The sequence below is a fragment of the Mesorhizobium sp. genome (assembly GCF_965229135.1).
Taxonomy (GTDB): Bacteria; Pseudomonadota; Alphaproteobacteria; order Rhizobiales; family Rhizobiaceae; genus Mesorhizobium.
Map to the genome: position 1 here is coordinate 2,965,531 of NZ_OZ245860.1, position 23,371 is coordinate 2,988,901.

22 protein-coding genes and 1 pseudogene are annotated in these 23,371 nt (G+C 63.0%); 16 read left to right on the forward strand and 7 right to left on the reverse strand.

The features are described 5' to 3' along the window. Positions 1 to 85: 85 nt before the first annotated feature. Entirely contained in the window at positions 86 to 976 is an 891-nt protein-coding gene (locus ACO07C_RS14080) for a DMT family transporter (protein ID WP_421914768.1), read from the reverse strand. A gap of 28 nt (positions 977 to 1,004) precedes the next feature. Here ACO07C_RS14080 and ACO07C_RS14085 point away from each other — a divergent pair, with 28 nt between their 5' ends. The 15 genes from ACO07C_RS14085 (at position 1,005) to ACO07C_RS14155 (ending at position 15,125) form a co-directional block, all read left to right on the forward strand. Beyond that, complete coding sequence (locus ACO07C_RS14085) at positions 1,005 to 1,703, forward strand: PIG-L deacetylase family protein (RefSeq protein WP_421914769.1); 699 nt, start codon at positions 1,005 to 1,007, stop codon at positions 1,701 to 1,703. A gap of 233 nt (positions 1,704 to 1,936) precedes the next feature. After that, positions 1,937 to 3,265 (forward strand): extracellular solute-binding protein, encoded by a 1,329-nt coding sequence (locus ACO07C_RS14090; RefSeq protein WP_421914770.1) that lies wholly within the window; start codon positions 1,937 to 1,939, stop codon positions 3,263 to 3,265. 106 nt (positions 3,266 to 3,371) lie between these two features. Beyond that, positions 3,372 to 4,319: a carbohydrate ABC transporter permease gene (locus ACO07C_RS14095; protein ID WP_421917526.1), complete on the forward strand. Its 948-nt coding sequence runs from the start codon at positions 3,372 to 3,374 to the stop codon at positions 4,317 to 4,319. Further along, positions 4,316 to 5,266, forward strand: coding sequence for a carbohydrate ABC transporter permease (locus tag ACO07C_RS14100; protein WP_421914771.1), 951 nt, complete (start codon positions 4,316 to 4,318; stop codon positions 5,264 to 5,266). Before ACO07C_RS14095 ends, ACO07C_RS14100 begins: the two co-directional genes overlap by 4 nt. Then, on the forward strand, positions 5,263 to 5,469 hold the full coding sequence (locus ACO07C_RS14105; RefSeq protein ID WP_421914772.1) for a hypothetical protein: 207 nt from the start codon (positions 5,263 to 5,265) through the stop codon (positions 5,467 to 5,469). The genes ACO07C_RS14100 and ACO07C_RS14105 overlap by 4 nt, the downstream gene beginning before the upstream one ends. Positions 5,470 to 5,471: 2 nt before the next feature. Beyond that, on the forward strand, positions 5,472 to 6,584 hold the full coding sequence (locus tag ACO07C_RS14110; RefSeq protein WP_421914773.1) for an ABC transporter ATP-binding protein: 1,113 nt from the start codon (positions 5,472 to 5,474) through the stop codon (positions 6,582 to 6,584). Then, positions 6,577 to 7,590 (forward strand): ABC transporter ATP-binding protein, encoded by a 1,014-nt coding sequence (locus ACO07C_RS14115; RefSeq protein WP_421914774.1) that lies wholly within the window; start codon positions 6,577 to 6,579, stop codon positions 7,588 to 7,590. Before ACO07C_RS14110 ends, ACO07C_RS14115 begins: the two co-directional genes overlap by 8 nt. A gap of 87 nt (positions 7,591 to 7,677) precedes the next feature. Continuing rightward, entirely contained in the window at positions 7,678 to 9,321 is a 1,644-nt protein-coding gene (locus ACO07C_RS14120) for a dihydroxyacetone kinase subunit DhaK (RefSeq protein WP_421914775.1), read from the forward strand. 69 nt (positions 9,322 to 9,390) lie between these two features. Next, the gene (gene dhaL, locus ACO07C_RS14125) at positions 9,391 to 9,993 is read left to right on the forward strand and encodes a dihydroxyacetone kinase subunit DhaL (protein WP_421914776.1); all 603 of its coding nucleotides are present in this window, start codon (positions 9,391 to 9,393) and stop codon (positions 9,991 to 9,993) included. Next, positions 9,990 to 10,379 (forward strand): dihydroxyacetone kinase phosphoryl donor subunit DhaM, encoded by a 390-nt coding sequence (gene dhaM / locus ACO07C_RS14130; RefSeq protein ID WP_421914778.1) that lies wholly within the window; start codon positions 9,990 to 9,992, stop codon positions 10,377 to 10,379. The genes dhaL and dhaM overlap by 4 nt, the downstream gene beginning before the upstream one ends. A 19-nt stretch (positions 10,380 to 10,398) precedes the next feature. Next, positions 10,399 to 10,701, forward strand: coding sequence for an HPr family phosphocarrier protein (locus ACO07C_RS14135; RefSeq protein WP_421914779.1), 303 nt, complete (start codon positions 10,399 to 10,401; stop codon positions 10,699 to 10,701). A gap of 41 nt (positions 10,702 to 10,742) precedes the next feature. Beyond that, positions 10,743 to 12,335 (forward strand): phosphoenolpyruvate--protein phosphotransferase, encoded by a 1,593-nt coding sequence (ptsP, locus tag ACO07C_RS14140; protein ID WP_421914780.1) that lies wholly within the window; start codon positions 10,743 to 10,745, stop codon positions 12,333 to 12,335. Positions 12,336 to 12,346: 11 nt separating this feature from the next. Then, the gene (locus ACO07C_RS14145) at positions 12,347 to 12,772 is read left to right on the forward strand and encodes a hypothetical protein (protein ID WP_421914781.1); all 426 of its coding nucleotides are present in this window, start codon (positions 12,347 to 12,349) and stop codon (positions 12,770 to 12,772) included. A gap of 32 nt (positions 12,773 to 12,804) precedes the next feature. Continuing rightward, on the forward strand, positions 12,805 to 13,791 hold the full coding sequence (gene dhaK, locus ACO07C_RS14150; protein ID WP_421914782.1) for a dihydroxyacetone kinase subunit DhaK: 987 nt from the start codon (positions 12,805 to 12,807) through the stop codon (positions 13,789 to 13,791). A gap of 308 nt (positions 13,792 to 14,099) precedes the next feature. Then, positions 14,100 to 15,125: a nucleotidyltransferase family protein gene (locus ACO07C_RS14155; protein ID WP_421914783.1), complete on the forward strand. Its 1,026-nt coding sequence runs from the start codon at positions 14,100 to 14,102 to the stop codon at positions 15,123 to 15,125. Positions 15,126 to 15,255: 130 nt separating this feature from the next. Here the strand turns inward: ACO07C_RS14155 and ACO07C_RS14160 are convergent, their stop codons facing one another. From ACO07C_RS14160 to ACO07C_RS14175, 4 genes are all read right to left on the reverse strand, one after another. Next, positions 15,256 to 16,245, reverse strand: coding sequence for a serine kinase (locus tag ACO07C_RS14160; RefSeq protein ID WP_421914784.1), 990 nt, complete (start codon positions 16,243 to 16,245; stop codon positions 15,256 to 15,258). Then, on the reverse strand, positions 16,242 to 16,676 hold the full coding sequence (locus ACO07C_RS14165) for a lasso peptide biosynthesis B2 protein (protein ID WP_421914785.1): 435 nt from the start codon (positions 16,674 to 16,676) through the stop codon (positions 16,242 to 16,244). Before ACO07C_RS14165 ends, ACO07C_RS14160 begins: the two co-directional genes overlap by 4 nt. Beyond that, the gene (locus ACO07C_RS14170; RefSeq protein WP_421914786.1) at positions 16,676 to 16,960 is read right to left on the reverse strand and encodes a PqqD family protein; all 285 of its coding nucleotides are present in this window, start codon (positions 16,958 to 16,960) and stop codon (positions 16,676 to 16,678) included. Before ACO07C_RS14170 ends, ACO07C_RS14165 begins: the two co-directional genes overlap by 1 nt. A 486-nt stretch (positions 16,961 to 17,446) precedes the next feature. Beyond that, positions 17,447 to 17,779 carry a DUF2259 domain-containing protein gene (locus tag ACO07C_RS14175; protein WP_421914787.1) on the reverse strand — a complete coding sequence of 111 codons (333 nt, stop codon included), beginning with the start codon at positions 17,777 to 17,779 and terminating at the stop codon, positions 17,447 to 17,449. Positions 17,780 to 17,945: 166 nt separating this feature from the next. On the opposite strand from ACO07C_RS14175, the pseudogene ACO07C_RS14180 reads away from it, so the two are divergent. Continuing rightward, positions 17,946 to 19,852: pseudogene (locus tag ACO07C_RS14180) on the forward strand (propionyl-CoA synthetase). A gap of 53 nt (positions 19,853 to 19,905) precedes the next feature. On the opposite strand, the gene ACO07C_RS14185 reads toward ACO07C_RS14180, so the two are convergent. Together ACO07C_RS14185 and ACO07C_RS14190 are read right to left on the reverse strand one after the other, a co-directional pair. Further along, positions 19,906 to 22,293: a polysaccharide biosynthesis tyrosine autokinase gene (locus ACO07C_RS14185; RefSeq protein ID WP_421914788.1), complete on the reverse strand. Its 2,388-nt coding sequence runs from the start codon at positions 22,291 to 22,293 to the stop codon at positions 19,906 to 19,908. Between the two features lie 158 nt (positions 22,294 to 22,451). After that, positions 22,452 to 23,348, reverse strand: coding sequence for a UTP--glucose-1-phosphate uridylyltransferase (locus ACO07C_RS14190; RefSeq protein ID WP_421914789.1), 897 nt, complete (start codon positions 23,346 to 23,348; stop codon positions 22,452 to 22,454). Between the last annotated feature and the right edge of the window lie 23 nt (positions 23,349 to 23,371).

Consider the following 23,371-nt stretch of genomic DNA (forward strand, 5'->3'; position numbering starts at 1 on the left):
ATGCGCTCATCCAATCGCGGCAGGCCCGCCACGACCGCATATCAGCCGTCGCGGTGGCCATGCAACTTGTGAGACCGGGGCCAATTCAGAGCCGGGTGCGTGAAAACGGGTTCCAGCGCACCGTGCCCAGCCTTGCCTCTTCCCGCACCATGGTCAGCAGGCCGGAAGCCCCAACAACGGCAAGCCCGACCAGCGACAGCCAATCCGGGTATTCCTGGAAGAACAAGGCGCCGAGGATCACCGCCCAGACGATCTGCGAATAATGCGTCGGCGCGATGCGGTTGGCGGGCGCGTATTTGGCTGCCAGCAGTTGCAGCAATTGACCGCATGCGGTGAAGGCGCCGGCCAGAGCCAGCCAGGAAAGCTGCATGGCATTCGGCAAGGTGAAAGAAGTTGCGGCGGCGCCCACTCCGTTGAAGAACAGCCCGTAGCCCACCAGCACGCCGAGCATGGTCGTGCGCTTTTCCTGCTGTGCCAGCGAACGCATCAGGATGATGTTGGCGGCGGCGAGGAAGGCAACGCCGAACGCGGCAAGGTGGCCGAGATTGAGTTCCCGAAATCCCGGCCGCACGACCAGCATGACGCCGGCAAAGCCAGCGACCACCGCCAGCCATCGCCACGGCCCGACCTTTTCCTTGAGGACGACCGTTGACAGGATGGTGACGCAGAGCGGCGCCAGGAAGACCAGTGCGTAGACCTCCGCCAGCGGAATGGTGGTGAAAGCGTAGACGCTGAGCACGCCGGAGGCGATGCCGGCCCAGGCGCGCGCCTGTACCGCCCAGGGGCGCCTGGTGCGCCAGAAATCACGCCACCGCTCACCGGCAGGCCTGCTGAAAAACAGAAAGCACCCGGCAAACAAGGTCGAGAAAAAGCCGATCTCGAAGACAGTGAACTGTCCGCCCAGGCTTTTGACAACGGCATCGCTGCCCGAATAGCTTGCGTAGGCGATCAGGGCGAGCAGGATTCCGTTCGTCACGTTTTTCCATTTCCGGGGAGAGAGTGGCTTGAGAATATTGGCGCTCGGTGCGCATCCGGACGACATCGAGATCTTCATGTTCGGTACGATGGCCGCCTATGCGGCGCAAGGCGCAGAACTGACTTTTGCCGTCGCCACCGATGGTGCCAGGGGTGGCAAGGGCGATCCCGCCGCGCTTGCTAGGGCGCGCCGGGAGGAAGCATGCGGGGCGGCGGCCCTGCTGGGTGCTACACCACGCTTTCTCGATTTCCCGGATGGTGCGCTGGTGGCCGATGCCGAAATGATCGCGACCCTCAAGGCGCTGGTCGGCGAGATCGGACCTGACTTGGTGATCACGCATGCGCCGAACGACTATCACGCCGATCACCGCGCCCTGTCGGACGGCGTGCGGATCGCGGCGTCGTTCAGGGTTCCGGTCGTCCACGCCGACACGATGGGCGGTACCGGGTTTTCGCCAACGCATTATGTGGATATCTCCACCCATGCCGCCATCAAGGCGGAGGCGATCCGGATGCATCGGTCGCAGGCGCCGGAGCAATATGTCGACAGGGCGCGCATCCAGAATGAATTCCGCGCCGGTCAATGCAATGGCGTCGCCGGTTCACTGGCCGAGGCCTATCGCTTCGAACCGACATTTCCCTTCGCAGACATACGCGCCTTGTTGCCGCCCGCCCCGCCTCTCCGGCCGGTGATGCCGAACCCGAGCACTGTCGTCCAGGCTGGCTGAGCGTTAGCCGGACCGTCCGTCCGGTCCCTATTTCGCAACGATTTCAATTACGCGTTTCGCCATGCTGCGACGCAGCAACGAATTCGCTTGCGTTGTTTAGTAAAAATTGCATCACTAAACAAATTACTAAACATCCGCAGCGCTGCCGCGCCGCCATGTTTGGGCCCCTGAGGAGAGGGGTTGCAGGTTCTTGAAACCGTCATCCGGGCGCGTTTCGCAAATGGGAGGAAGGCATGAAATCGAGCTTGAAACTGGCGTTGGGACTGGCCTCGGCGATATCAGCGTCGACTGCCGTCTCGAGTGTCGCGCACGCTGAAGACCTGACGCTGTGCTGGGCCGCCTGGGACCCGGCCAACGCGCTTGTCGAACTGTCCAAGGACTTCACCAAGCAGACCGGCATCGGCATGAAATTCGAATTCGTGCCGTGGACCAACTATGCCGATCGCTTCCTCAACGAGCTGAATTCGCATGGCAAGCTGTGCGACCTGATCATCGGCGACAGCCAGTGGATCGGCGGCTCCGCCGAGAACGGCCACTACGTCAAGCTGAACGAATTCTTCGACAAGGAGAAGATCAGCATGGACGACTTCGTGCCGGCGACGGTCCTGGGCTATTCGGAGTGGCCGAAGAACACGCCGAACTACTGGGCATTGCCGGCGATGGCCGACGCGGTCGGCTGGACCTATCGCAAGGACTGGTTCTCCAAGCCGGAGCTGCAAGCCGAGTTCAAGAAGAAATACGGACGCGATCTGGCGCCGCCCAAGACCTATGACGAACTCAAGGACATCGCCAAGTTCTTCCAGGGCCGCGATATTGACGGCAAGAAGGTCTACGGCGCCTATATCTTTACCGAGCGGGGCTCGGAAGGCATCACCATGGGCGTGACAAACGTCCTCTACGACTATGGCTTCCAGTACGAGAATCCGAAGAAGCCATATGACATGAAGGGGTTCGTCAATTCGCCGGGCGCTGTGAAGGGCCTCGAATTCTACAAGGACCTCTACAAGTGCTGCACGGCGCCGGGCATGACCGATGCATACATGTCGGAGGGGCTTGACGCCTTCAAGTCGGGCCAGGTGGCCATGCAGATGAACTGGTTCGCGTTCTTCCCCGGTCTGTACAAGGACCCGAACGTCGGTGGCGACAAGATCGGGTTCTTCCCCAACCCCGCTGGCCCGGAAGGGCACTTCACCCAACTCGGCGGCCAAGGCATTTCGGTGGTATCGTATTCGGACCACAAGGATGCCGCGCTGAAGTACATCAAGTGGTTCGCCCAGCCGGCTGTCCAGCAGAAGTGGTGGGAGATCGGTGGCTACTCGGCACTGAAGGCAGTGGTGGAAGCCCCGTCGTTCCCGAAAAGCGCGCCCTTCGCTCCTGACTTCCTCGCGTCAATGCAGATGGTGAAGGATTTCTGGGCCGAGCCGAGCTACGCCACGCTGCTGCAGGCGATGCAGAAGCGCGTCCATGACTACGTGGTGGCCGACCAGGGCACCGCCCAGGAAGCACTGGACAGCCTGGTCAAGGACTGGACCGCGACCTTCCAGGACGACGGCAAGATGTAAGGCTCCTCCCGAGCCCGGCCCGAGCGTCCCGTGCCGCCTTGGCACGGGACGCGGTTCAGATAAATTCCATCATCGAGACGAGCACGTGACCGAAGCAGGAATGACCATGCTCAATCGGACGGCGGACAGCGTTGCCCGGGCGACCCCGGAACCGCTGGCGCGCAGGGTCCGCGGCATCAGCGACAAGGGCCTGGCGTGGCTGTTCATCTCGCCGACGATCCTTCTGCTGCTCGCCATCAACATCTTCCCGCTGTTCTGGGCGATCTATCTGTCGTTCACCAACTATAGGGCCAACCGGTCCAACGAGGTCGTGAAGAATCTCGGCTTCGCCAACTACCAGCGCATCCTCGGCGACCAGGACGTCTGGATCGCCATGCAGACGACGGCGCATTTCGTCTTTTGGACCATCCTTCTGCAGACGCTAATCGGCTTCACGCTGGCCTGGCTGATCGACCGGAAGTTCCGCGGCCACGCCTTCTGGACGACCATCATCCTGGTGCCGATGATGCTGTCGCCCGCCGTGGTCGGCAATTTCTGGCGCTTCCTCTACCAACCACAGACCGGCCTCTTCAACTATGTCGTCGCCTTTTTCACGGGCGTGCCGCCTTCCTCCTTCGAGATGCTGGGCAGCGTGCAACTCGCGCCATGGGCGATCGTCATCGTCGACACCTGGATGTGGACCCCTTACGTGATGCTGATCTGCCTCGCCGGCCTGCGCTCGATCCCGGAATACATCTACGAAGCCGCCGAGGTCGACCGCGCCTCGAACTGGCGGCAGTTCTGGTCGATCACGCTGCCGATGGCGCTGCCCTTCATCATGCTGGCGGTGCTGTTTCGCGGCATCGAGAACTTCAAGATGTTCGACATGGTCAACCTGCTCACCGGTGGCGGGCCAGGCTCGACCACCGAAGTTGCCTCGATCACGCTGAAGCGGCAGGCCTTCGAGAGCTGGCGCACCGGCTATTCCTCGGCCTTCGCCATCATCCTGTTCGTCGCGGTGTTCGGCCTCGCCAACATCTACGTCAAGGCGCTCAACAAGGTGAAGCAGAGATGAGCCTGACCACAGCCCATTCCGTCGTCGCCCCCAGCACCACGTCGAAACGCATCGCCGGCACCATCATCGTCGCCTATGCGCTGATCTCGATCGTACCGCTGCTTTGGATCTTCGCCACCAGCTTCAAGACACCGCCGGATTCGATCGCCTACCCGCCCAAGATCGTCTTCCAACCGAGCATCGAGGGATACTGCAACCTGTTCACAACGCGGACCCGGCAGACGCCGGAGTATATCAATTCGCTTGGCCCGGCGACGGGCGTCTGCGACGAGAGCGCGCGCGAGCGCAACATGGTGATCGCCGGCCCGTCCAACTTCCTGCCGCGCTTCGTCAACTCGCTGATCATCGCCTTCGGCTCGACCTTCTGCGCGGTTTTCCTCGGCACGCTGTCGGCCTACGGCTTCTCGCGCTTCAAGGTGCCGCTGGCGGATGACCTTCTGTTCTTCATCCTGTCGACGCGCATGATGCCGCCGATCGCGGTCGCCATCCCCATCTACCTGATGTACCGCGAGCTTGGCCTGTCGGACACCGCGCTTGGCATGATCCTGCTCTATACGGCCGTCAACGTCTCGCTGGCGGTGTGGCTGCTCAAAGGCTTCATCGACGAGATCCCGCGCGAATATGAAGAAGCGGCGATGATCGACGGCTATACGCGCCTGCAGGCGTTCTGGCGCACGGTGCTGCCGCAGGCGACGACCGGCATCGCCGCGACCGCCATCTTCTGCCTGATCTTTGCCTGGAACGAATACGCGTTCGCCTCGCTGCTCACGTCCGGCACGGCGCAGACCGCGCCGCCCTTCATCCCGACCATCATCGGCGAAGGCGGCCAGGACTGGCCCGCCGTCGCGGCAGGAACGACGATCTTCCTGGTGCCGATCCTGGTTTTCACCATCCTGCTTCGCAAGCAATTGCTGCGCGGCATCACCTTCGGCGCGGTGCGCAAATGAGCATGGCCAAGCCCGTCAAACGCAAGTCGCGCTGGCCTCGCTGGGCCCGACGCGGCCTGATGGAAAACATCGCCACGGCGCTGATCGCGATCGGCTTCCTGATGCTGTTTCAGCCTTTCGCCCTGTCTCTCTACACCTATTCCTTCATCACCATGCTCGCCGGCACCGTGATGTTCATCATCGTCTCGAAGTTCCCGGAATAGTCATGGCTGAAATTCGCGTCCAACACCTCAGAAAGGCCTTCGGCGATTTCGTCGCCGTGCAGGATTCCAACTTCGTCGTCGAGGACGGCGAGTTCTTCGTCATGCTCGGACCGTCGGGCTGCGGCAAGACAACGACCCTGCGCATGATCGCCGGGCTGGAATTGCCCACCGGTGGCCACATCCTGCTTGGCGGCGACGATGTCACCATGCTGCGGGCACGCGAGCGCGATATCGCCTTCGTCTTCCAGCTGTTCGCGCTCTATCCGCATATGAATGTGCGCAAGAACATCGGCTTCCCGCTGCTGGCGCAGGGCATGCCATCGGCCGAAATCCGGACACGTGTCGAGGAGACGGCGAAGCTGCTGCGCATCGACCATCTGCTCGACAAATCCGTCTCCGGCCTGGCCGGCGGCGACCGCCAGCGCGTGGCACTCGGCCGCGCCATCGTGCGGCGGCCAAAGTGCTTCCTGATGGACGAGCCGCTGGGAACCCTCGATACCGAATTCCGCGATCTGATGGTCCACGAGTTGCGCGAGCTGCACAACCGCATTCGCGCCACGACCGTCTATGTCACGCACGACCAGATGGAAGCTATGTCGATGGCCGACAAGATCGCGGTCATGAACCACGGCGTCATCGAACAGTTCGGCACGCCGCGTGAGATCTACGACCGTCCAGCGACCATGTTCGTCGCCGACTTCATCGGCTCGCCGCCGATGAACTTCCTCGGGTTCGGCGGCGGGCTCGCCAAGGGCGCTAGGGAGATCGTCGTGCAGGGCGCGACAGTTACGGTGCCCGAGGTGCGCGAGGACATCGCGCCCACCGACATGGCGCTTGGTATCCGCCCCGAACACATCCGTTTCGATGACACTTCCGGACTGCGCGGCGCCGTCTACGGCACCGAATATCTCGGCACCACGCAGATCGTCGCGGTGGAGACGGCTGACGGCATCATCAAGGCGCGTGTCCCGGCGGAAATCCGGCTCAATGCCGGCGATCATGTCGGCCTGACCTTGAACAGCGCGAGGCTGTCTCTGTTCGACAAGGGCTCCGGCCGCGCGGTGAGAACCGCCGTCCACGACACCGCCTCTCAGGGGAGAGCGCAGCATGGCTGACGTGCATATCAAGAACGTGACCAAGAGCTTTGGCGAGCATGTCGCCGTCGACGGTCTCGACCTGCATATCGCCGATGGCGAGTTCGTCGTGCTGCTCGGGCCCACCGGCGCCGGCAAGACGACGACGCTGCGGCTGATCGCCGGGCTTGAACGGCCAGATAGCGGAACGATCGAAATCGGTGGCCACAACGCGACGACACTATCGCCGGCCGAGCGCGACACGGCCTTTGTGTTCCAGCAATACTCGCTCTACCCGCACCTGTCGGTGTTCGACAACCTCGCCTTCCCGCTGCGTTCGCCCGCACGACGGGTTCCTGAAGACCAGATCCGGCGCCGGGTCGAGGAAGTGGCTGCCATGGTGCGCATCCATCACAAGCTCGCCAACCGCTCGACAAAACTGTCGGGCGGCGAAATGCAGCGCGTTGCCATCGGCCGCGCGCTGGTGCGCAAGCCTTCGATCTACCTGATGGACGAACCACTGTCGTCGCTCGATGCCAAGCTGCGGGCGGATCTGAGGCTCGAACTGAAGCGCATCCAGACCGAGCTTGGCGCCACCATGCTCTATGTCACGCATGACCAGATCGAGGCGATGACCATGGCCGACCGCATCGGCATCCTCGCCGATGGTGTGCTGGTGCAGATCGGCTCGCCGCGAACGATCTATTCCGAGCCGGCCAACCTGCATGTCGCGGCAAGGCTCGGACAGCCCGCGATCAATCTTCTGCCGACCGGTTTGTTGCCCGATGGCGGCGCGCCAGCCGGCACCAAGACGATCGGCGCGCGCACCGAACATCTGGCGATCGAGAAGGCCACGAATGGCCATGCCGATGGCGTCGTCGACTGGGTCGAGCATCTGGGCGACCAGAACCACCTGCATGTGACGGTGGGCCAAAAGAAGCTGGTGACGCTGACCGATCCCGACACCGATCTGGCGCAAGGCGACAAAGTGGAGATCCGCTACCGGTCGCCGCTCTATTTCGGCGCCGACGGACAACGACTGATGTGAATGGGGCTGATGTGAACCGTTTTCGGTGATTTGCCGCCAAGGGTTCAGCGCCTGCTTTTGACTGACCAATGGAACTGGACGAATTCGATGAAGCACTTTTTCAACCGCCGGGAAACGATCGTCACCGAGGCGTTGGACGGTCTGCTGCGGACCATCGGCGCTGGCGATCTCGCGCGCCTCGATGGCTATCCCGAGATCAAGGTGGTGCTGCGCACCGATTGGGACAGGACAAGGGTCAGCGTCGTATCAGGCGGTGGCGCCGGGCACGAGCCTTCGCATGCCGGCTTCGTCGGCAAGGGCATGCTGACGGCGGCGGTCTCGGGCGAGATCTTTGCCTCGCCGAGCGTCGAAGCCGTGCTGGCGGCCATCCGCGCGGTCACCGGTCCAGCCGGTTGCCTGCTGATCGTCAAGAACTACACCGGTGACCGCCTGAATTTCGGCCTGGCCGCCGAGAAAGCGCGCGCGGAAGGCTTTCGTGTCGAGATGGTGATCGTCGCCGACGACATCGCGCTCCCCGACATTGCCCAGCCGCGCGGCGTTGCGGGCACCCTTTTCGTGCACAAGATCGCCGGACATCTGTCGGAGGCCGGCCACGATCTGGCCGGTATCACTGCGGCGGCACGCGCGGCGGCGAAGGATATTGTCTCGCTCGGCATGTCGCTGTCGTCCTGCTCCATACCTGGCCAGCCTCACGAGGACAGGTTTGGCGAAGACGATGGCGAACTCGGCCTTGGCATTCATGGCGAGCCGGGCGTCGAACGCATCGCGGTGCAAAGTGCTGACAGGCTTGTGACCATCATGGCGGAGCGCCTGGCGGCAAGGATCGATCCCGCGGCCAGCCACGCCTTGCTGATCAACAATCTCGGCTCGGTACCGCCGCTCGAGATGTCTGTCATCGCCAATGCGGTGCTAGCCTCGCCGCTGGCCAAGATGGTCAAGCTGACGATCGGCCCCGGCCCGCTGATGACGGCGCTCAACATGAACGGCTTCTCGCTGTCGCTGATCAGGCTCGATGCCGCACGTGAAGCAGCCCTTCTGGCGCCGGTCGGCCCCCATGCCTGGTTGCCGATAATGCCGGTCGTGCCCCCCGCTATCGTTCCTATGGCGAAAGCCGCCGGACAGGGCACAAACCACAAGGCCAGCCAGGATGCAGGCACCAGGCGCATGATCGTCACGGTCTGCGAAAGGCTGATTTCACTCGAAGCGGCATTGAACGGGCTCGACGCCAGGGCGGGTGATGGCGACACCGGCTCGACCGTGGCGACCGGCGCACGCAGCATCCTCGAGCGGCTTGACGCGCTGCCGCTGGCCAGCCCTGCCGCGACGCTTGGCGCGGTGGGCGACATATTGAGCGCATCCATGGGTGGCTCGAGCGGGGTGCTGCTGTCGATCTTCTTCACGGCGGCGGCACAGGCTCTCGACGACGGCGCCGGCATGGCTAAGGCACTGCTTGCCGGCCTTGAACGGATGACCTTCTACGGCGGCGCCAAACCAGGCGATCGCACCATGGTCGATGCTCTGGAACCTGCCCTCAAAGCGCTCGACGCCAATGGCCTGGAAGAGGCGGCCGCCGCCGCCCGACGCGGCGCCGAGGCCACCGCCGCGATGGAGAAGGCCAAGGCCGGGCGAGCCGCCTATGTCGGCGGCAAGCTGCGGGGGGTGATCGATCCCGGCGCCCACGCGGTGGCCGAGGTCTTCGCGGCCGCCGCCGCGCTACATACCGCGGCCTGACGCATGCTTCAGTTGTCGAACGACAGTTCTTTCGATACTGCCGGCAGGACGGAAACCGGGAATTTGGACATGGCGGCGCTGAACCTTGCCAGGCTGATCGCGGCCAGCGCCGACATGATTGCCACTCACGCGGATGAGTTGACGGCGCTCGACCAGGCGATCGGCGACGGCGACCATGGGCTGAACATGAAGCGCGGCTTCGAGGCCGTGCGCAGCGAGGCCGAGGTGTTTTCGGCCAAGCCCTTGCCGGACGCCCTGCAGGCAATTGGAACCAAGCTGGTGATGACGGTCGGCGGCGCTTCCGGCCCACTGTTCGGTACCTTGTTCATGGCGCTCGGCAAGGAGATTTCGGCCGAGCCTGATCGCGCCGGCCTTACGGCAGCCTTTGGCAAGGCGATCGAAGCGGTGGCGGCACGGGGCAAGTCGCAGGTTGGACAGAAGACAATGCTCGATGTCCTGAAACCGGTGCATGACGCGCTGGCGCAGGGAAAGACAGCAATGGAAATCGCTGACGTCGCCGACGCCGCTGCCCGGGCAACCATTCCAATGAAGGCCCTGCGCGGCCGCGCCTCGTTCCTCGGCGACCGTTCGATCGGGCATATGGATGCGGGCGCGCGCTCGACGGCGTTGCTGGTCCGGGCAATCGTCGAGACCATTGGGGAAAGTGCATGAGCAATGTCGGGATCGTGATCGTGTCGCATTCACCGCTGGTCGCGGAAGGCACGGCCGACATGGTACGCCAGATGGTGGGCGACGAAGTGCCGCTTGCATGGTGCGGCGGAAACGGCCATGGCGGGCTCGGCACCAGTGTCGAGGCCATCATGGCGGCCATCGAGAACGCGTGGTCAGAGGCTGGTGTCGCGGTTCTCGTCGATCTCGGCGGCGCCGAGACCAACAGCGAGATGGCCGTGGAAATGATCGGCGAGCCGCGTGCGCAGAAGATCATCGTCTGCAACGCGCCGATCGTCGAAGGCGCGGTGATGGCGGCGACCGAGGCGTCCGGCGGCGCCTCGCTCAAGGAAGTGGTTGCGACAGCGCATGAATTGTCGCCGTCGTGAGTAAACGGGAATTCTGAAAATGTCCGCAGCCGCCGAAGCGACCGTCCTGATCACCCACGATGTGGGTCTGCATGCGCGTCCTTCGGTGAAGTTCACCAAGCTGGCCAAGAACTTTGCCGCCGAGGTGGAGATAGCGCTCGCCGCCAACGGCCCCTGGTTCGACGCCAAGAGCATCGTCAAGGTGATGGCGGCCAAGGCGCCGAAGGGCACGCTGCTGCATATCAGGGCCAAGGGCGGCGACGCCAATGATGCCGTCCGCGCGCTTGTCGAACTGGTACGACGCGATTTCGACGAGGAAGCCGGTCATGTCCGGTCGGCTTGACGCTGGCGCGCGCCATTCCCAGCCCGCGGGGAATTCGGGCCATGTGGATTGAGGGTGTTCCGGCATCGGCTGGCTATGCCGAGGGACCATTGTTCCAACTCGACCGGCCGCCAGCCACCTATAAACGGAAAACGACTCCTGACGAGGAGAAGGCGTCGCTGAAGGCCGCGATTGGCATGGCGGTGAGCCGGCTTGCGGCAATGGTCGAGACCGCCGATGGCGAAGCCGCCGGCATACTCGAATTCCACATTGCCATGCTGGAGGACGACGCGCTGAGCGGACCGGCTTTGACATCGATCGATGCCGGACGAGGCGCCGATGCGGCATGGCGGGACGCACTCGATGCCGAGATTGGGGGATACGAAGCCTCCGACGAGGACTATTTCCGCGCGCGCGCCGGGGACCTGCGCGATATCAGGGACCAGGTGCTGCGGGAGCTGACCGACGATGAGGCGGAGTTTGGCGCGCCAGCGGGCGCCATCCTGTATGGCGACGACATCGCCCCGACACGCTTTCTCGAAACCGACTGGAGCAAGGGCGGCGGCATCGCACTGCGAGCCGGCAGCACCGCAAGCCATGTCGCGATGCTGGCGCGCTCGCGCGGGGTGCCCATGCTGGTCGGACTTGGGGCGATTGACCCTCGCGCGACGGCAACAAGTCCGGCCGACACGGTGCTGCTCGACGCCGAGCATGGCGGCATCGTGCTTTCGCCCTCAAGGACCGAGATCCATGCCTTTCGCCAGTCGGCCCTTTTGTTCGCGACGCGGCGCGACCGGGCCGTGACGTTCCTGGCGCGGCCGGCGCTCACCAAAGCCGGCACGCCGGTGCGCGTGCAGGTCAACATCGCCGATCCGTCCGATGTCGACGGCATCGACATCGCGACTTGCGACGGCGTTGGGCTGATGCGCACCGAATTCCTGTTCGGCAAGTCATTGCCTGACGAAGAGACGCAGTATCGCCATTATCGCAAGGTGCTCGAATGGGCCGGCGACAAGCCGGTGACGATCCGCACCGTCGATGCCGGCGGTGACAAGCCAGTGCCCGGCTTTACGGTGGAAGAAGGCAATCCGTTCCTCGGCCTGCGCGGGATCAGGCTGTCGCTGGCCCGTGTCGACATATTCCGTATTCAGATCAGGGCATTGCTGCGCGCCGCCGTACACGGCAATCTGAAGGTCATGTTTCCGATGATCGCCACGGCCGATGAATATGTACGCGCAGCCGCCTTGTTCGCTGACGAACAGTCGGCCCTTGCCGCTCGCGGCGTCGCGCAGCGGATGCCACCGCTCGGCATCATGGTCGAGGTGCCTTCGGTCGCCATCGCGCCGGAGGCGTTCGCCAGCGTCGCCTTCTTCTCGATCGGCTCCAACGACCTGACGCAATATGTGATGGCGGCGGCGCGCGACAATGCCGCTGTCGCGCATCTCAACTCGGTCCGCCATCCGGCCGTGCTGCGGCTGATCCGCTCGGTCGTCGCCTTCGGGCGGGAACACACGATTCCCGTCAGCCTGTGCGGCGACGCCGGCGGCGATCCCGCCGAGATCCCTTCGTTGCTGGAAGCAGGCCTGCGCGACCTGTCCGTCGCGCCAGCTCAGCTCGCCTTGGCCAAGGCGGCCATCGCGGACGTATCGGTCTAGGCATGGCTAACATGGTCGACAAGACGCCTGAACCCGGTTCCGAAGAGGCGATCCGCGCCTACAAGTCAATCCTGTCGCAGGTCATCGACCAGCGGCCGTCCGGCATGCGCCAGCGCTTGGCCGACGCGCTTGGCAAGCACCGCAGTTTCGTGACGCAGATTTCCAGTCCCGCCTATTCGATCCCGATTCCATCAAAACATTTGCCGGCTATTTTTTCCGTCTGCCATTTCAGCCCGGCCGAGCGCGACCAGTTCCTGGCCGCCTACCACCAGGCGCATCCCGGCAAGATCTCGGTGGCCGCCGGCATGCGCAAGACCCGGCATGTTTCGCTCATCGTGCCCGATTTCGGCGACGACAAGCAGAATGCGGCTCTCGATCGTGCGGTCAACGATTTCATCCAGAAGATCACCAGCATCACCGGCAAGAGTGGCGGCTGATCATTTCTCGCCGGGTTGTTTGGGAGGACACCATGAAGAAATTTCTGAACTCGGTCGAGACCGCCCTGACCGAAAGCCTTGATGGCTTCGTCGCGGCCCATGCCGATATTCTTGTGCTTGGCGACGAGCATAAATTCATTCGCCGCAAGACCTTGCGGCCGGGCAAGGTTGCACTGATTTCCGGCGGCGGCTCCGGCCATGAGCCGTTGCATGGCGGCTTTATCGGCCACGGCATGCTGGACGCCGCCTGCCCCGGCCAGGTGTTCACCTCGCCAACCCCGGACCAGATGCTGGCGGCGGCGCAGGCCGTCGAGACCGGCGCCGGTTGCCTGTTCATCGTCAAGAACTATGAGGGCGACGTGATGAACTTCGACATGGCCGCCGAAATGTCGGAGGGCGTGTTGCAGGTGGTGACCAATGACGATGTCGCCGTCGAGAATTCGTCCTACACGACCGGCCGGCGCGGCGTCGCCGGCACGCTCGTGGTCGAAAAGATTGTCGGCGCGGCGGCCGAGCAAGGCATGGCGTTGGCACAGTTGAAGGCGCTTGGCGACCGCGTCAACGGCGCGACGCGGTCGATGGGCGTGGCATTGACCAGCGGCACGGTGCCGGCCGCGGGCAGACCGACCTTCAACATTGGTGACGGCGAGATGGAATTCGGCGTCGGCATCCATGGAGAGCCGGGTCGCCGGCGCGACCTGTTGAAGAGCGCAGATGCGATCGCCGAGGAGATCTGCGCCGCGATCCTGGGCGACCTCGGCGACAAGGCCAAGGGCTCGGCACTCCTGTTCGTCAACGGCTTCGGCGGCACGCCGTTGATGGAACTCTATCTGATGTACAACAGTGCGCGCCGGATTTTCGAGAAGCACGGCGTGACAGTGATCCGATCGCTGGTCGGCGGCTATGTCACGTCGCTCGATATGGCCGGCTGCTCCATCACGCTGACCATGCTCGACGCGGAGACGACCGGCTTGTGGGATGCACCCGTCCATGCCCCGGCATTGCGTTGGGGCATGTAGCTCCGGATATCGTCAAATGGCGTGAACTGGACTGGCTCGGAAATATCAGGCGCCGGGCTCACCGGTTGCAGTGGTCAACCTGCCGGAAGGGACGGATTGGAAGCGGCCGTGACGCCGGACAATTTCCCTGCCTTGCGCAGCACCGGCGCCTGATAGGCTTTCTTGCTCATGCAATTCCCTTTGCTCAACAACAATCGGTGCGAATCAACATATACGCCGCTTACTCGCAAGGCGGCTCTGGCTTCGCCTCCGCATTTCTGCAACCATCTTCCTGAACATGCCGCCTGATTGATGAAATTGCCCGGATAATGCTGCCTCCTCTTTCTCCGACCGACAAAAAGCTCTTGCTGCGCTACGCCGATCCGGAGGCGTCGATGATTGGCGACCTTCGTGAGTCCGCGGATACAATGATGGCCTTGCTGGCCAATGCAGAGTTCCACGGCACCCTTCCGATCATGCTGCGCAAGCTTGGGGAGATCGGTGGCGAGACCTTGCCGAAGGATGCGGCGCTGCGAGCAACGCTGTCCGACCTGCGCCAGAAGGCGACGATCGTGACCGGTCAATCAATGCTGCTGCACTATCATGGCGACCGCATCATGAAGGCGCTTGCCGCCGACGGCATCCCGGCGCGGATCGTCAAGGGACCGGTCTTTGCGCGAAAGCTGTACCGCAACGTTTCCGACAGACCGTTCACCGACATCGACATCCTTGTCGAGCCGGGCCGTTTGTCCGAAGCCAACCGGGTCATCGCGGCATGCGGCTTCGAACTCGCCGGTGACGAGGCCCAATCCTACGGGCTGCAGGAATTCAAATGGCTCGAAAAGGAGAATTCGAGCCTGCTGGTCGAATTGCATGGCGACCTCGTGCATGACTCCGGCATGCGGCGGCGCCTGTCGCTGGGGTACCGTGAATTGCGTGCCATCGACGGCGAGGTCATCGACACGCCGGCAGCGCTGCTGACGATCGCCATCGTCCATGCCGCCGGCGGACACAAATTCCACCGGCTGCAGCTTTGTGTTGACGTGCTGCAAGGCGTGCGCGCGCTGCAGTCCCCGGACTGCGAAGCGCGCCTTCTCGATGCCGCACGGATGACCGGCATCGAGCTCGAACTGGCGACCGTGCTCAACGTGACCGGCAGGCTGTTCGACGAAAGACGGGCGCTTGAACTCGCGGGCCGCATCAGGCCCGATCTCGGCATCCGGCTGGCCCGGCGGCTGATCACCAGGAATACGCTGCTGAACGTCAATTCCCGGGACAAGCTACGCTCGCGCCTGCGCCGTGACGCCTTCCGCTGGATCCAGCGGCTTGCCAAACCCAGGCCACGCTTTGCCTGAACAAGGCCGCCGGACCTAGAGCTCTTCTCATTTGCGTAATTCCGGACGGAAACCGCTTCACCCTTTTCCTGGAATTACGCTAGAGCCTTTTCCATCCCGATGGAATCATTCCACTTTCCGGTATCATGCTCTAGCCCTGCCCCATCAGGGCAGCGCTGATCAGTGCTGCCGAATCGGCGGGCCTTGAGCCGACTTCCAACGTATAGGTTGGCACCGCGGTCACCAGCCTGGCAATCGTCGACAGCCGGCGTTTTTGCAGCGGCAAAAGGCCGGTCATGCCGGTCCTGACATTGTCAGCCGCCAGCGCCACCATCGCATCGGTCCTGGCCATGGTCGCAAGCCGGGTCTGGCCGTCCACCGATCGCGCGAGGTGCAGAACCGCGAGCACCGGCCTGACGCTTGAATCCTCGACCCGCACGATGTCGCGCAGGCAATCCAGCGAAATGGCCTGCTCGCCATTGCGGTCCCATGAGGGACCCAGGCACGGCGAAACGAACGGAAGCATCTCCGCGGTCTTCCGGTGAACCTTCACCTGGCGCGGCAAGCCCCAGGCGGCCGTGTCCGCCGATGCCGCGGTCACAATCATCGCATCGTCCGAGCAGATGCCGAAGCCTTGCGAGGCAAGCGCCAGGGACGTCGTGGTCTTGCCCGTGCCGCTCGGGGCATGGATTAGGACAATCGCGTCCCGGTCCGGCAGCGTCAGCCCGGCGGTATGAAGCATGTGCTGGCCACCTGCATCCAGTGCCGCGTCGAGCACCAGCATCCAGACTGTCCAGTTGATCTGGTTCTCCGCACGGATGCGGATTTCAGCCCTGCCCTCGGCCCCATGGATCGAAAGTATTTGGCTGGCGAAGACAAGATGGATGATCTCGCCGTCCTGGAACATCCGGCACCGTCCATCCTCCGGAACCTCGCCGTCGAAGACGAGAGAACCGCGAGGCGTTTCCGGCGCAAGCGCCATCCCGGCAATGCCGACATGAAAGCTGGGTTCAGCGATGGAGGCCACGCGCAGGCTGCCGAGCATCCTGTCAAAGTCCTGCCAAAGATCAGTGCGCTCGGCCGATATGCCGATGACCTGGCCATTGAGAGCGTAACAGACCTGAGCCGATGTCGTGGTCAAGCTGCGCGCGCCTTTCGAGAATGGGCGTGGTGGCGATAGATTTCGACCATTCCCGGAAGGCTGTCGCTGACCACCGGCCTGCCGTCGAGGCAAACCCAGCAATGAGCGCTCATGCGCGGCGCCTGCATCGACTTCGGATCGACGCCAAAGCGCAGTTCCGGATCGAAGCCGGCAAAACGAAGAAACCGATGGGCGAGCAGGCCCTCCCGCAGGCATCTGCGGTCGCGCATCAGCCATGGATGCCTGACGGCGCGGTTCACCGCTGAAATGATGTAGGACGACGGCAACCCCCGATAAGGGGTCGGCGAACTGAGCGGCGCCCATTTGAGCACGGCCTCGAAACTGCGATTGGCGACCAGCAGCGGCATCAATCGCGCGCTTGCCCAGACATGGCAGCGAAACAGGGCACGCATAAGCGGTCCGTCAGCCATCATGCGCCCGGAGCGGCGAGAATACCTTGCGACAGCAGATCATTGGCCAATGCCGCCATGTCCTCGTCGAGCGTGTCCTTGTCGACCTCGAACTCGGCGCAGAGCAGGCCGACGATCTGGTCGAGGCTGCGCGCGCCATCCACCTTGTCGAGAAAGGCCTCGGTCGTGCCGTTGCAGGTAAAAAGCTGTCCGCTGCGCGCCAGCAGCACAACGGCTCCATCGCCGACGTGCTGGACGGAGGCGTCGTCAGCCAGCCGTAGAACCGTTTCAAAGGCAACTTCCATCACTAACCACCCAGCCCATGCATATTCCTCGAAATGCAGATAGCGCGGCGATACCGCCCTGTCTATCGGCCGTCCGGTAAAGACCGGCGATGGGCTCTTGTGGTTTTGCGCCCCGACAGCATCTTACCCGCTCGCAAGATCGCCGCCGGCCACCAACGACCGAACTCATCCCAGAAATAGTCGTCAATCCTGCGTGAGCAGCAAGCAGACTGGCCGGCTAGGCCGTTGCGTTCCTTCCCCAGAGTAAGGTAAAGATTCCGTGGGTCTTGGGGAGATAGCGTATGCGTTACAATTGGGAGCGAGCTCCAACGGTTTTCGAACGTCATCGGAAAGCGTTGGCAACGGCTATTTTGATATGCGGCGGCTTAGGCCTCATGCTTGCGGCCATGCCAATCTGACAAAACCGATTTTCGATCTACTGACCGGATGCGGACTGGAGTCGCCGATGCCAGTTCCCATGCATCTCGGGAAACGTCGTGTGTGCGATCAGCGCGGCTCGCCGGTGACGGCTATGAAGCAGCGGTCGCGCCCTTCGAAATCTTGGCTGAAGCGTTGCACAAGTATGGCAATCACCGCCGACTTTCCGCTCGGGGTGAATTTGTAAGCTTCCGACAGCGCGTAGGACGTCGGGCAATCGCGCGAACCGGGCACGGCCTTGTCTTCGGGCAGAATCTTGAAAGGCTTGCCGTCCTGGCCCAGCAGCGTCAGACGAAAGCCGCGCGCCTTGACGAAGCATCGCCTGCCATGGCGGCACCGGTCGAGAGCAGAACACCGAGCACCCCCGCGACAACCAGCCTGGCCATGATCGATCGTGGACAAGGCATTTGCTCACACCCCCTCAAGGCCACAGTCCACGATGCCGCGCATGCGCAGTCCAGGTGGGATCCGTCTCTGGCTCACCTCCAACGAAAATGCAGGAAGACATCGCGGAAAAAAGCAGCATAGGCTATTGGCAAGACGGCAAATCTTCCTGGGGAGGAAACGGATGGTTTCACGCTATCACGAGGTCTATGACGGCTGGAAACGCGATCCGGAAAAGTTCTGGGCGGACGCGGCCCGTGCCATCGACTGGTATTCACCCTACGACAAGGTGTTCGATGCCGCGGCCGGCGTCTACGGACGCTGGTTTACCGGGGCCACCTGCAACACCTGCTTCAACGCCATCGACCGCCATGTCGCCGCGGACGCGCCGACCAGATCGCTCTGATCCATGACAGCGCCATCACCGGAACGGTCAGGAAATTCACCTATGCCGAACTGAAGCGCGAGGTCGTCGCGCTGACTTCGGTGCTGAAGAACCGTGGCATCCGCAAGGGCGACCGCGTCATCATCTACATGCCGATGGTGGCCGAGGCTGCCATCGCCATGCTCGCCTGCGCCCGCATCGGCGCGGTGCATTCCGTCGTATTCGGCGGCTTTGCCTCGCATGAGCTTGCCACCCGCATCGACGATGCCAGGCCAAAGCTGATCATCTCGGCCTCCTGCGGACTGGAACCGGGCCGCGTCGTTGCCTACAAGCCGCTGCTCGACAAGGCGATCGAGATTTCCCGCCACAAGCCGGAGGCCTGCCTCATCCTGCAACGCGACCAGCTGCGCTGCGAACTCAAGGAACATTACGACTTCGACTATGCCGATGCCGTCGCGCGCGAACGGGCGGCCGGCGCCAATGTCGATTGCGTCCCCGTGCTTGCCACCGATCCGCTCTACATCATCTACACATCCGGCACGACCGGCCAGCCCAAGGGCATCGTGCGCGACAATGGCGGCCACATGGTCGCGCTGAAATGGACAATGGACAACGAGTTCGGCGTCAAGCCGGGCGAAGTGTTCTGGGCGGCGTCCGATGTCGGCTGGGTAGTCGGGCATTCCTACATCGTCTACGGGCCGCTTCTGCATGGCTGCACCAGCATCCTGTTCGAAGGCAAGCCGGTCGGCACGCCGGATGCAGGTACCTACTGGCGGGTGATCGCCGAACACGGCGTCGTCGCCCTGTTCACTGCACCGACAGCCTTTCGAGCCATCAAGGGACAGGATCCCAGAGGCGAATTCGTCCCAAAACACGATCTTTCGAAATTCCGCACGCTGTTCCTCGCCGGCGAGCGCGCCGATCCGGACACCATCAAATGGGCGGAGCAGAAATTGAACGTGCCGGTGATCGACCATTGGTGGCAGACCGAGACCGGCTCGCCAATGACAATCAACCCCGCCGGGCTCGGCCTGCTGCCTGTGAAATACGGCTCACCCGGCGTGCCCATGCCCGGCTACGACATCCGCGTGCTCGACGATGCCGGCCATGAGGTGCCGCGCGGCACACTGGGCAATGTGGTGGTCAGGCTGCCGCTGCCGGCTGGCTGCCTGCCGACATTGTGGAACGCCGACGACCGGTTCCGCCAAGCCTATCTCGAAGAGTTCCCCGGCTTCTACAAGACGGCCGATGCCGGCCTGGTCGACGAGGACGGCTATCTGTTCGTCATGGCCCGCACCGACGACATCATCAATGTAGCGGGGCATCGGCTGTCGACCGGCGCCATGGAAGAGGTTCTGGCCGCGCATCCCGATGTCGCCGAATGCGCCGTCATCGGCATCGCCGACGCGATGAAGGGCCAAGTGCCGCTCGGCTTCGTCGTGCTCTATGCCGGGGTTGCCCGCGACAGCGGCGCGATCGAGAGCGAGGTGGTCGCGCTGGTGCGCGAGCGGATCGGGCCGGTCGCCGCCTTCAAGACGGTGGTGATCATCAAGCGCCTGCCCAAGACCCGCTCGGGCAAGATCCTGCGCGGCACGATGCAGAAGATCGCCGACAAGGAAGCCTGGACGATGCCGGCAACCATCGACGACCCCATCATCCTCGACGAAATCACCCAAGCACTGAAGGCGCGTGGCATCGGATTGTAGGAAAGCCGCGAAGTCTCGACGGCTTCGGGACGATGATCCCGAGGCCGCCCCGTTCAGACGTTCGCCTTTGCCCGCACGTCGGACTTCTCCAGATAGTAGCTCGAGTATTTGTCGAAGAATTTCTCCGAGCCGCCCATCGAGCCGTATTTCGCCAGCTTCTTCAAATCCACCTTGTTCAGGACGGCGCCGACGATCTTGTTGGCGATATAGGGTTCCGACCTCAACATCGATTGCACCATGTTGCGCGGCGTGCGCCCCCATTCGGTGACAAGCACGAAGCCGTCGACAAGCGGTGCGAAGGCCTTGGCGTCGACAACCGGGCCCAATGGCGGCAGATCGACGACGATGTACTCGAACGTCTCCTTGGCGTTCTCGATGAAACGCCGCATTCCCGCCGACGAGAGAAGTTCGCTCGTATGCGAGAAATGACCGCGCGCGACAGCGGGGATGATCGCCAGCTTGGTCTGCCGATCGATCTTGCCAACGGACTGCCAGGTCTGTCCGTTCACGACCGCTTCCATCAGGCCCTGCTCGGCCTCCATGCCAAGTCCGCGGCTGAGACCTGGGTTGCGCAAGTCGCCATCGATGAGCAGGGTCTTCGACCCGTTGGCGGCAAGCAATCCCGCCAGATTGGCCGCGACTGTCGACTTTCCCTCACCAGGCAGCACCGAGATCACGCCGATGACCCGGCTGCCGTGACCTTCCATCACCACATCGAAGGCGATCTTGGCGCTGCGCAACGTCTCTGAGAACATCGATGCCGGGGCATCCACGCTCACCCGCATGCGCGCCCGCCTTTCGGCGGCGGACGCTGATTTGGCGGTCTTCGGGTCCGGCTCGCCTTCACCCGGCTTTTCGTCCTTGCGCAGCTTGCCGCCGATCATCGGCAGATAGCCGAGGAATTTCAGGCCAACGCGATCGCGGACGTCCTCGCCGGTTCTGAAAAAGCGTTCGTTGAATTCATTCAGGCCGCCAAATCCAGCGCCCATCAGCAAGCCGAGCACAAGGGAAAGGCCGAGGACCACGGTGGTACGGGGGCTTGACGCGCCCGTCGGCATTGAGGCGTCCGAAATGATGCGGATCTTGCCGACCGGGAAGGAACGCTGTTGGGCGGCTTCCTCGTAGCGGCTGAGGAACGTCTGATAGAGCGTGCTGAGTGCCGTCGCCTGCTGATCCAGTTCACGCAACTTGACCTGCGTCTGGTTGTCGGCGGAACTCTGGCCGGCCGCCGAGGCGACATTTGCCTTGAGCGCCGTCTCACGTGCCAGGGCGACTTCGTATTCGTTGCGATAGCTCTCTGTCAGTTGCTTCAATTCGCCAAAGATCTGCGCGGATATGTCGGCTTTCTCCTTGGCCAGCGCGACGGCCTGCGGATGCTGCGAGCCATAATTGGCTTCCACGTCCTGAAGCCGTTTGTCGACGGCGAGATAGCGCGTCTTGAGCCCCGCTATGACGGAGCCGCTCGGCTGATCCGACGATATGGCGGAATCCTTGAAGGCGTTCTCGGAACCGCTGTCGACAATCGACTTGTATTGCTGATAGCGGGCACTGGCGCGCGCGGTGTCGGCCTGTGCGACGATCAGCTGGGCATTGATGTCGGACAATTGCTTGTCGCTCATCAACTGGCCGTCGCTGTTGGCGGCCAATCCATGCTCGGCCCTGAACTTCTCAACCGCGAGGGACGCGGCTTGGGAACTCTGGCGGAGCTCCGTCAGCCGGCCCTGAAGCCAGACCGCCGCGCGCTCGGTGGCGTCGAAGGTGGCATCGAGCTGGTCGGCAAGATAGGCGTCGGCATACGCCTTGGTGATCGCGGTTGCCAGCGCCGGATCCGTCGACTGATAGCCGATGGCGATCACGTAGCTTCGCCCGGTGCGTTCGGCCCGTATCTCGCTCTGCAGCTTGAGGATGGCATAGTCGCGGCGAGACGAAGCAATCAGCGCGTCGCGCGTGGCCGCATCCAGCTTGGTGATGTCCGTGCCTCCAACCGTGGGAGAACCGGGATGCACATACTGGATCAGGCCGCGCACAAAGCCCATGCCCTTCGCCAAGGCCGACATCGGCGGGTTCATGAAGGCGTCGTTCTGGTCCAGCTTCAACTTGTCGACGACCACCGCCGCGAGCCGCGTCGATGTCAGAATTTCAATCTGGCTGAGGATGGCGGAGTCGGTTTGCATGGTCACCGACGCGGCCGAGATGTCGTCGACAATCTTGTTCAGCCCTTCGTCGATCAGCACGCTGCTGAACGACGCGTATTTCGGTGGCGTGGTCTGCAGATAGAGCACCCCCAGAAAAAGACCGATGATGGCACATACGGCAGCCACCTTCGCCTGCCGCGCGGCCATGCCAAGCAGGCGCTCGATGTCGATGAAGTCTTCGCCGTCTCCCGCATCCGAATTCGGCAATGGCATCCTCTTGTCGAGAGGAAAGTTGGCATAGTTCATCTTCGGTCCAATTCTAGGTTGCAGGCGCTAGGCCTCGAAGATCGGGGGCAAAGTATGCGAGGCAAACTTCATGCCAGCCCGGGCTATTTCTGAGCGACCAAACGCAAAGGCGTTTCCTGAGCCACCGGCATCGTGAGAATGCATCCAGAAAAAGGGCATTATGCGGCTTCCTCGCGGCGTTCATGCGACCGGACGAACTCCTGGAGCATCTCGAAGATAGGCCCCTTCATGTCGTCGCGCGCCAGCGCGAAGGCGACGTTGGCCTGGATGAAGCCTTCCTTGGAGCCACAGTCGAACATGCGGCCATTGAAGGGCCGGGCGAAGAAGGCCTGGCTTTGGGAGAGGCGAACCATGGCGTCGGTCAACTGGATTTCGTTGCCGGCGCCGCGCTGCTGATTGCCCAGCAGGGTGAATATCTCGGGCTGCAGGATATAGCGGCCATTGATGTAGTAGTTGGACGGAGCGTTGGCGGGAGCCGGCTTTTCGACCATTGCCGTGACTTCGAAACCCGCGCCTACATCCGGACCGCAGCCGACGATGCCGTATTTGCCGGTCTCGCTCGGATCGCAGCGCTCGACAGCAATGACGTTGCCGCCCGTCTCGGCGTAAAGATCGGTGATTTCAGCGAGGCATCCGCGTGCGCCGAAGGACACCATGTCCGGCAACAGCAGTGCGAAGGGCTCGTTGCCGATGACCTCGCGCGCGCACCATACGGCGTGGCCAAGACCCTGTGGCGATTGCTGGCGGATGAAACTGGTGGCGCCGGCAACGGGAAGCAGGCTCTCCAGCGACTCGAGCTGGGCTTTCTTGCCGGTCTGCTCCAGGGTCCCGATCAATTCAGGATGGAGGTCGAAATAGTCCTCGATGACCGCCTTGTTGCGGCCGGTCACGAACACGATGTGCTCGATACCGGCTTCGAACGCTTCATCCACCGCGTACTGCACGACGGGCCTGTCGACGACGGGAAGCATCTCCTTCGGCATGGATTTGGTCGCCGGCAGGAACCGTGTTCCAAGCCCCGCGACCGGAATGACTGCCTTCCTGATTTTCTTCATCGCAAATTCCTTCTGAGGAGATC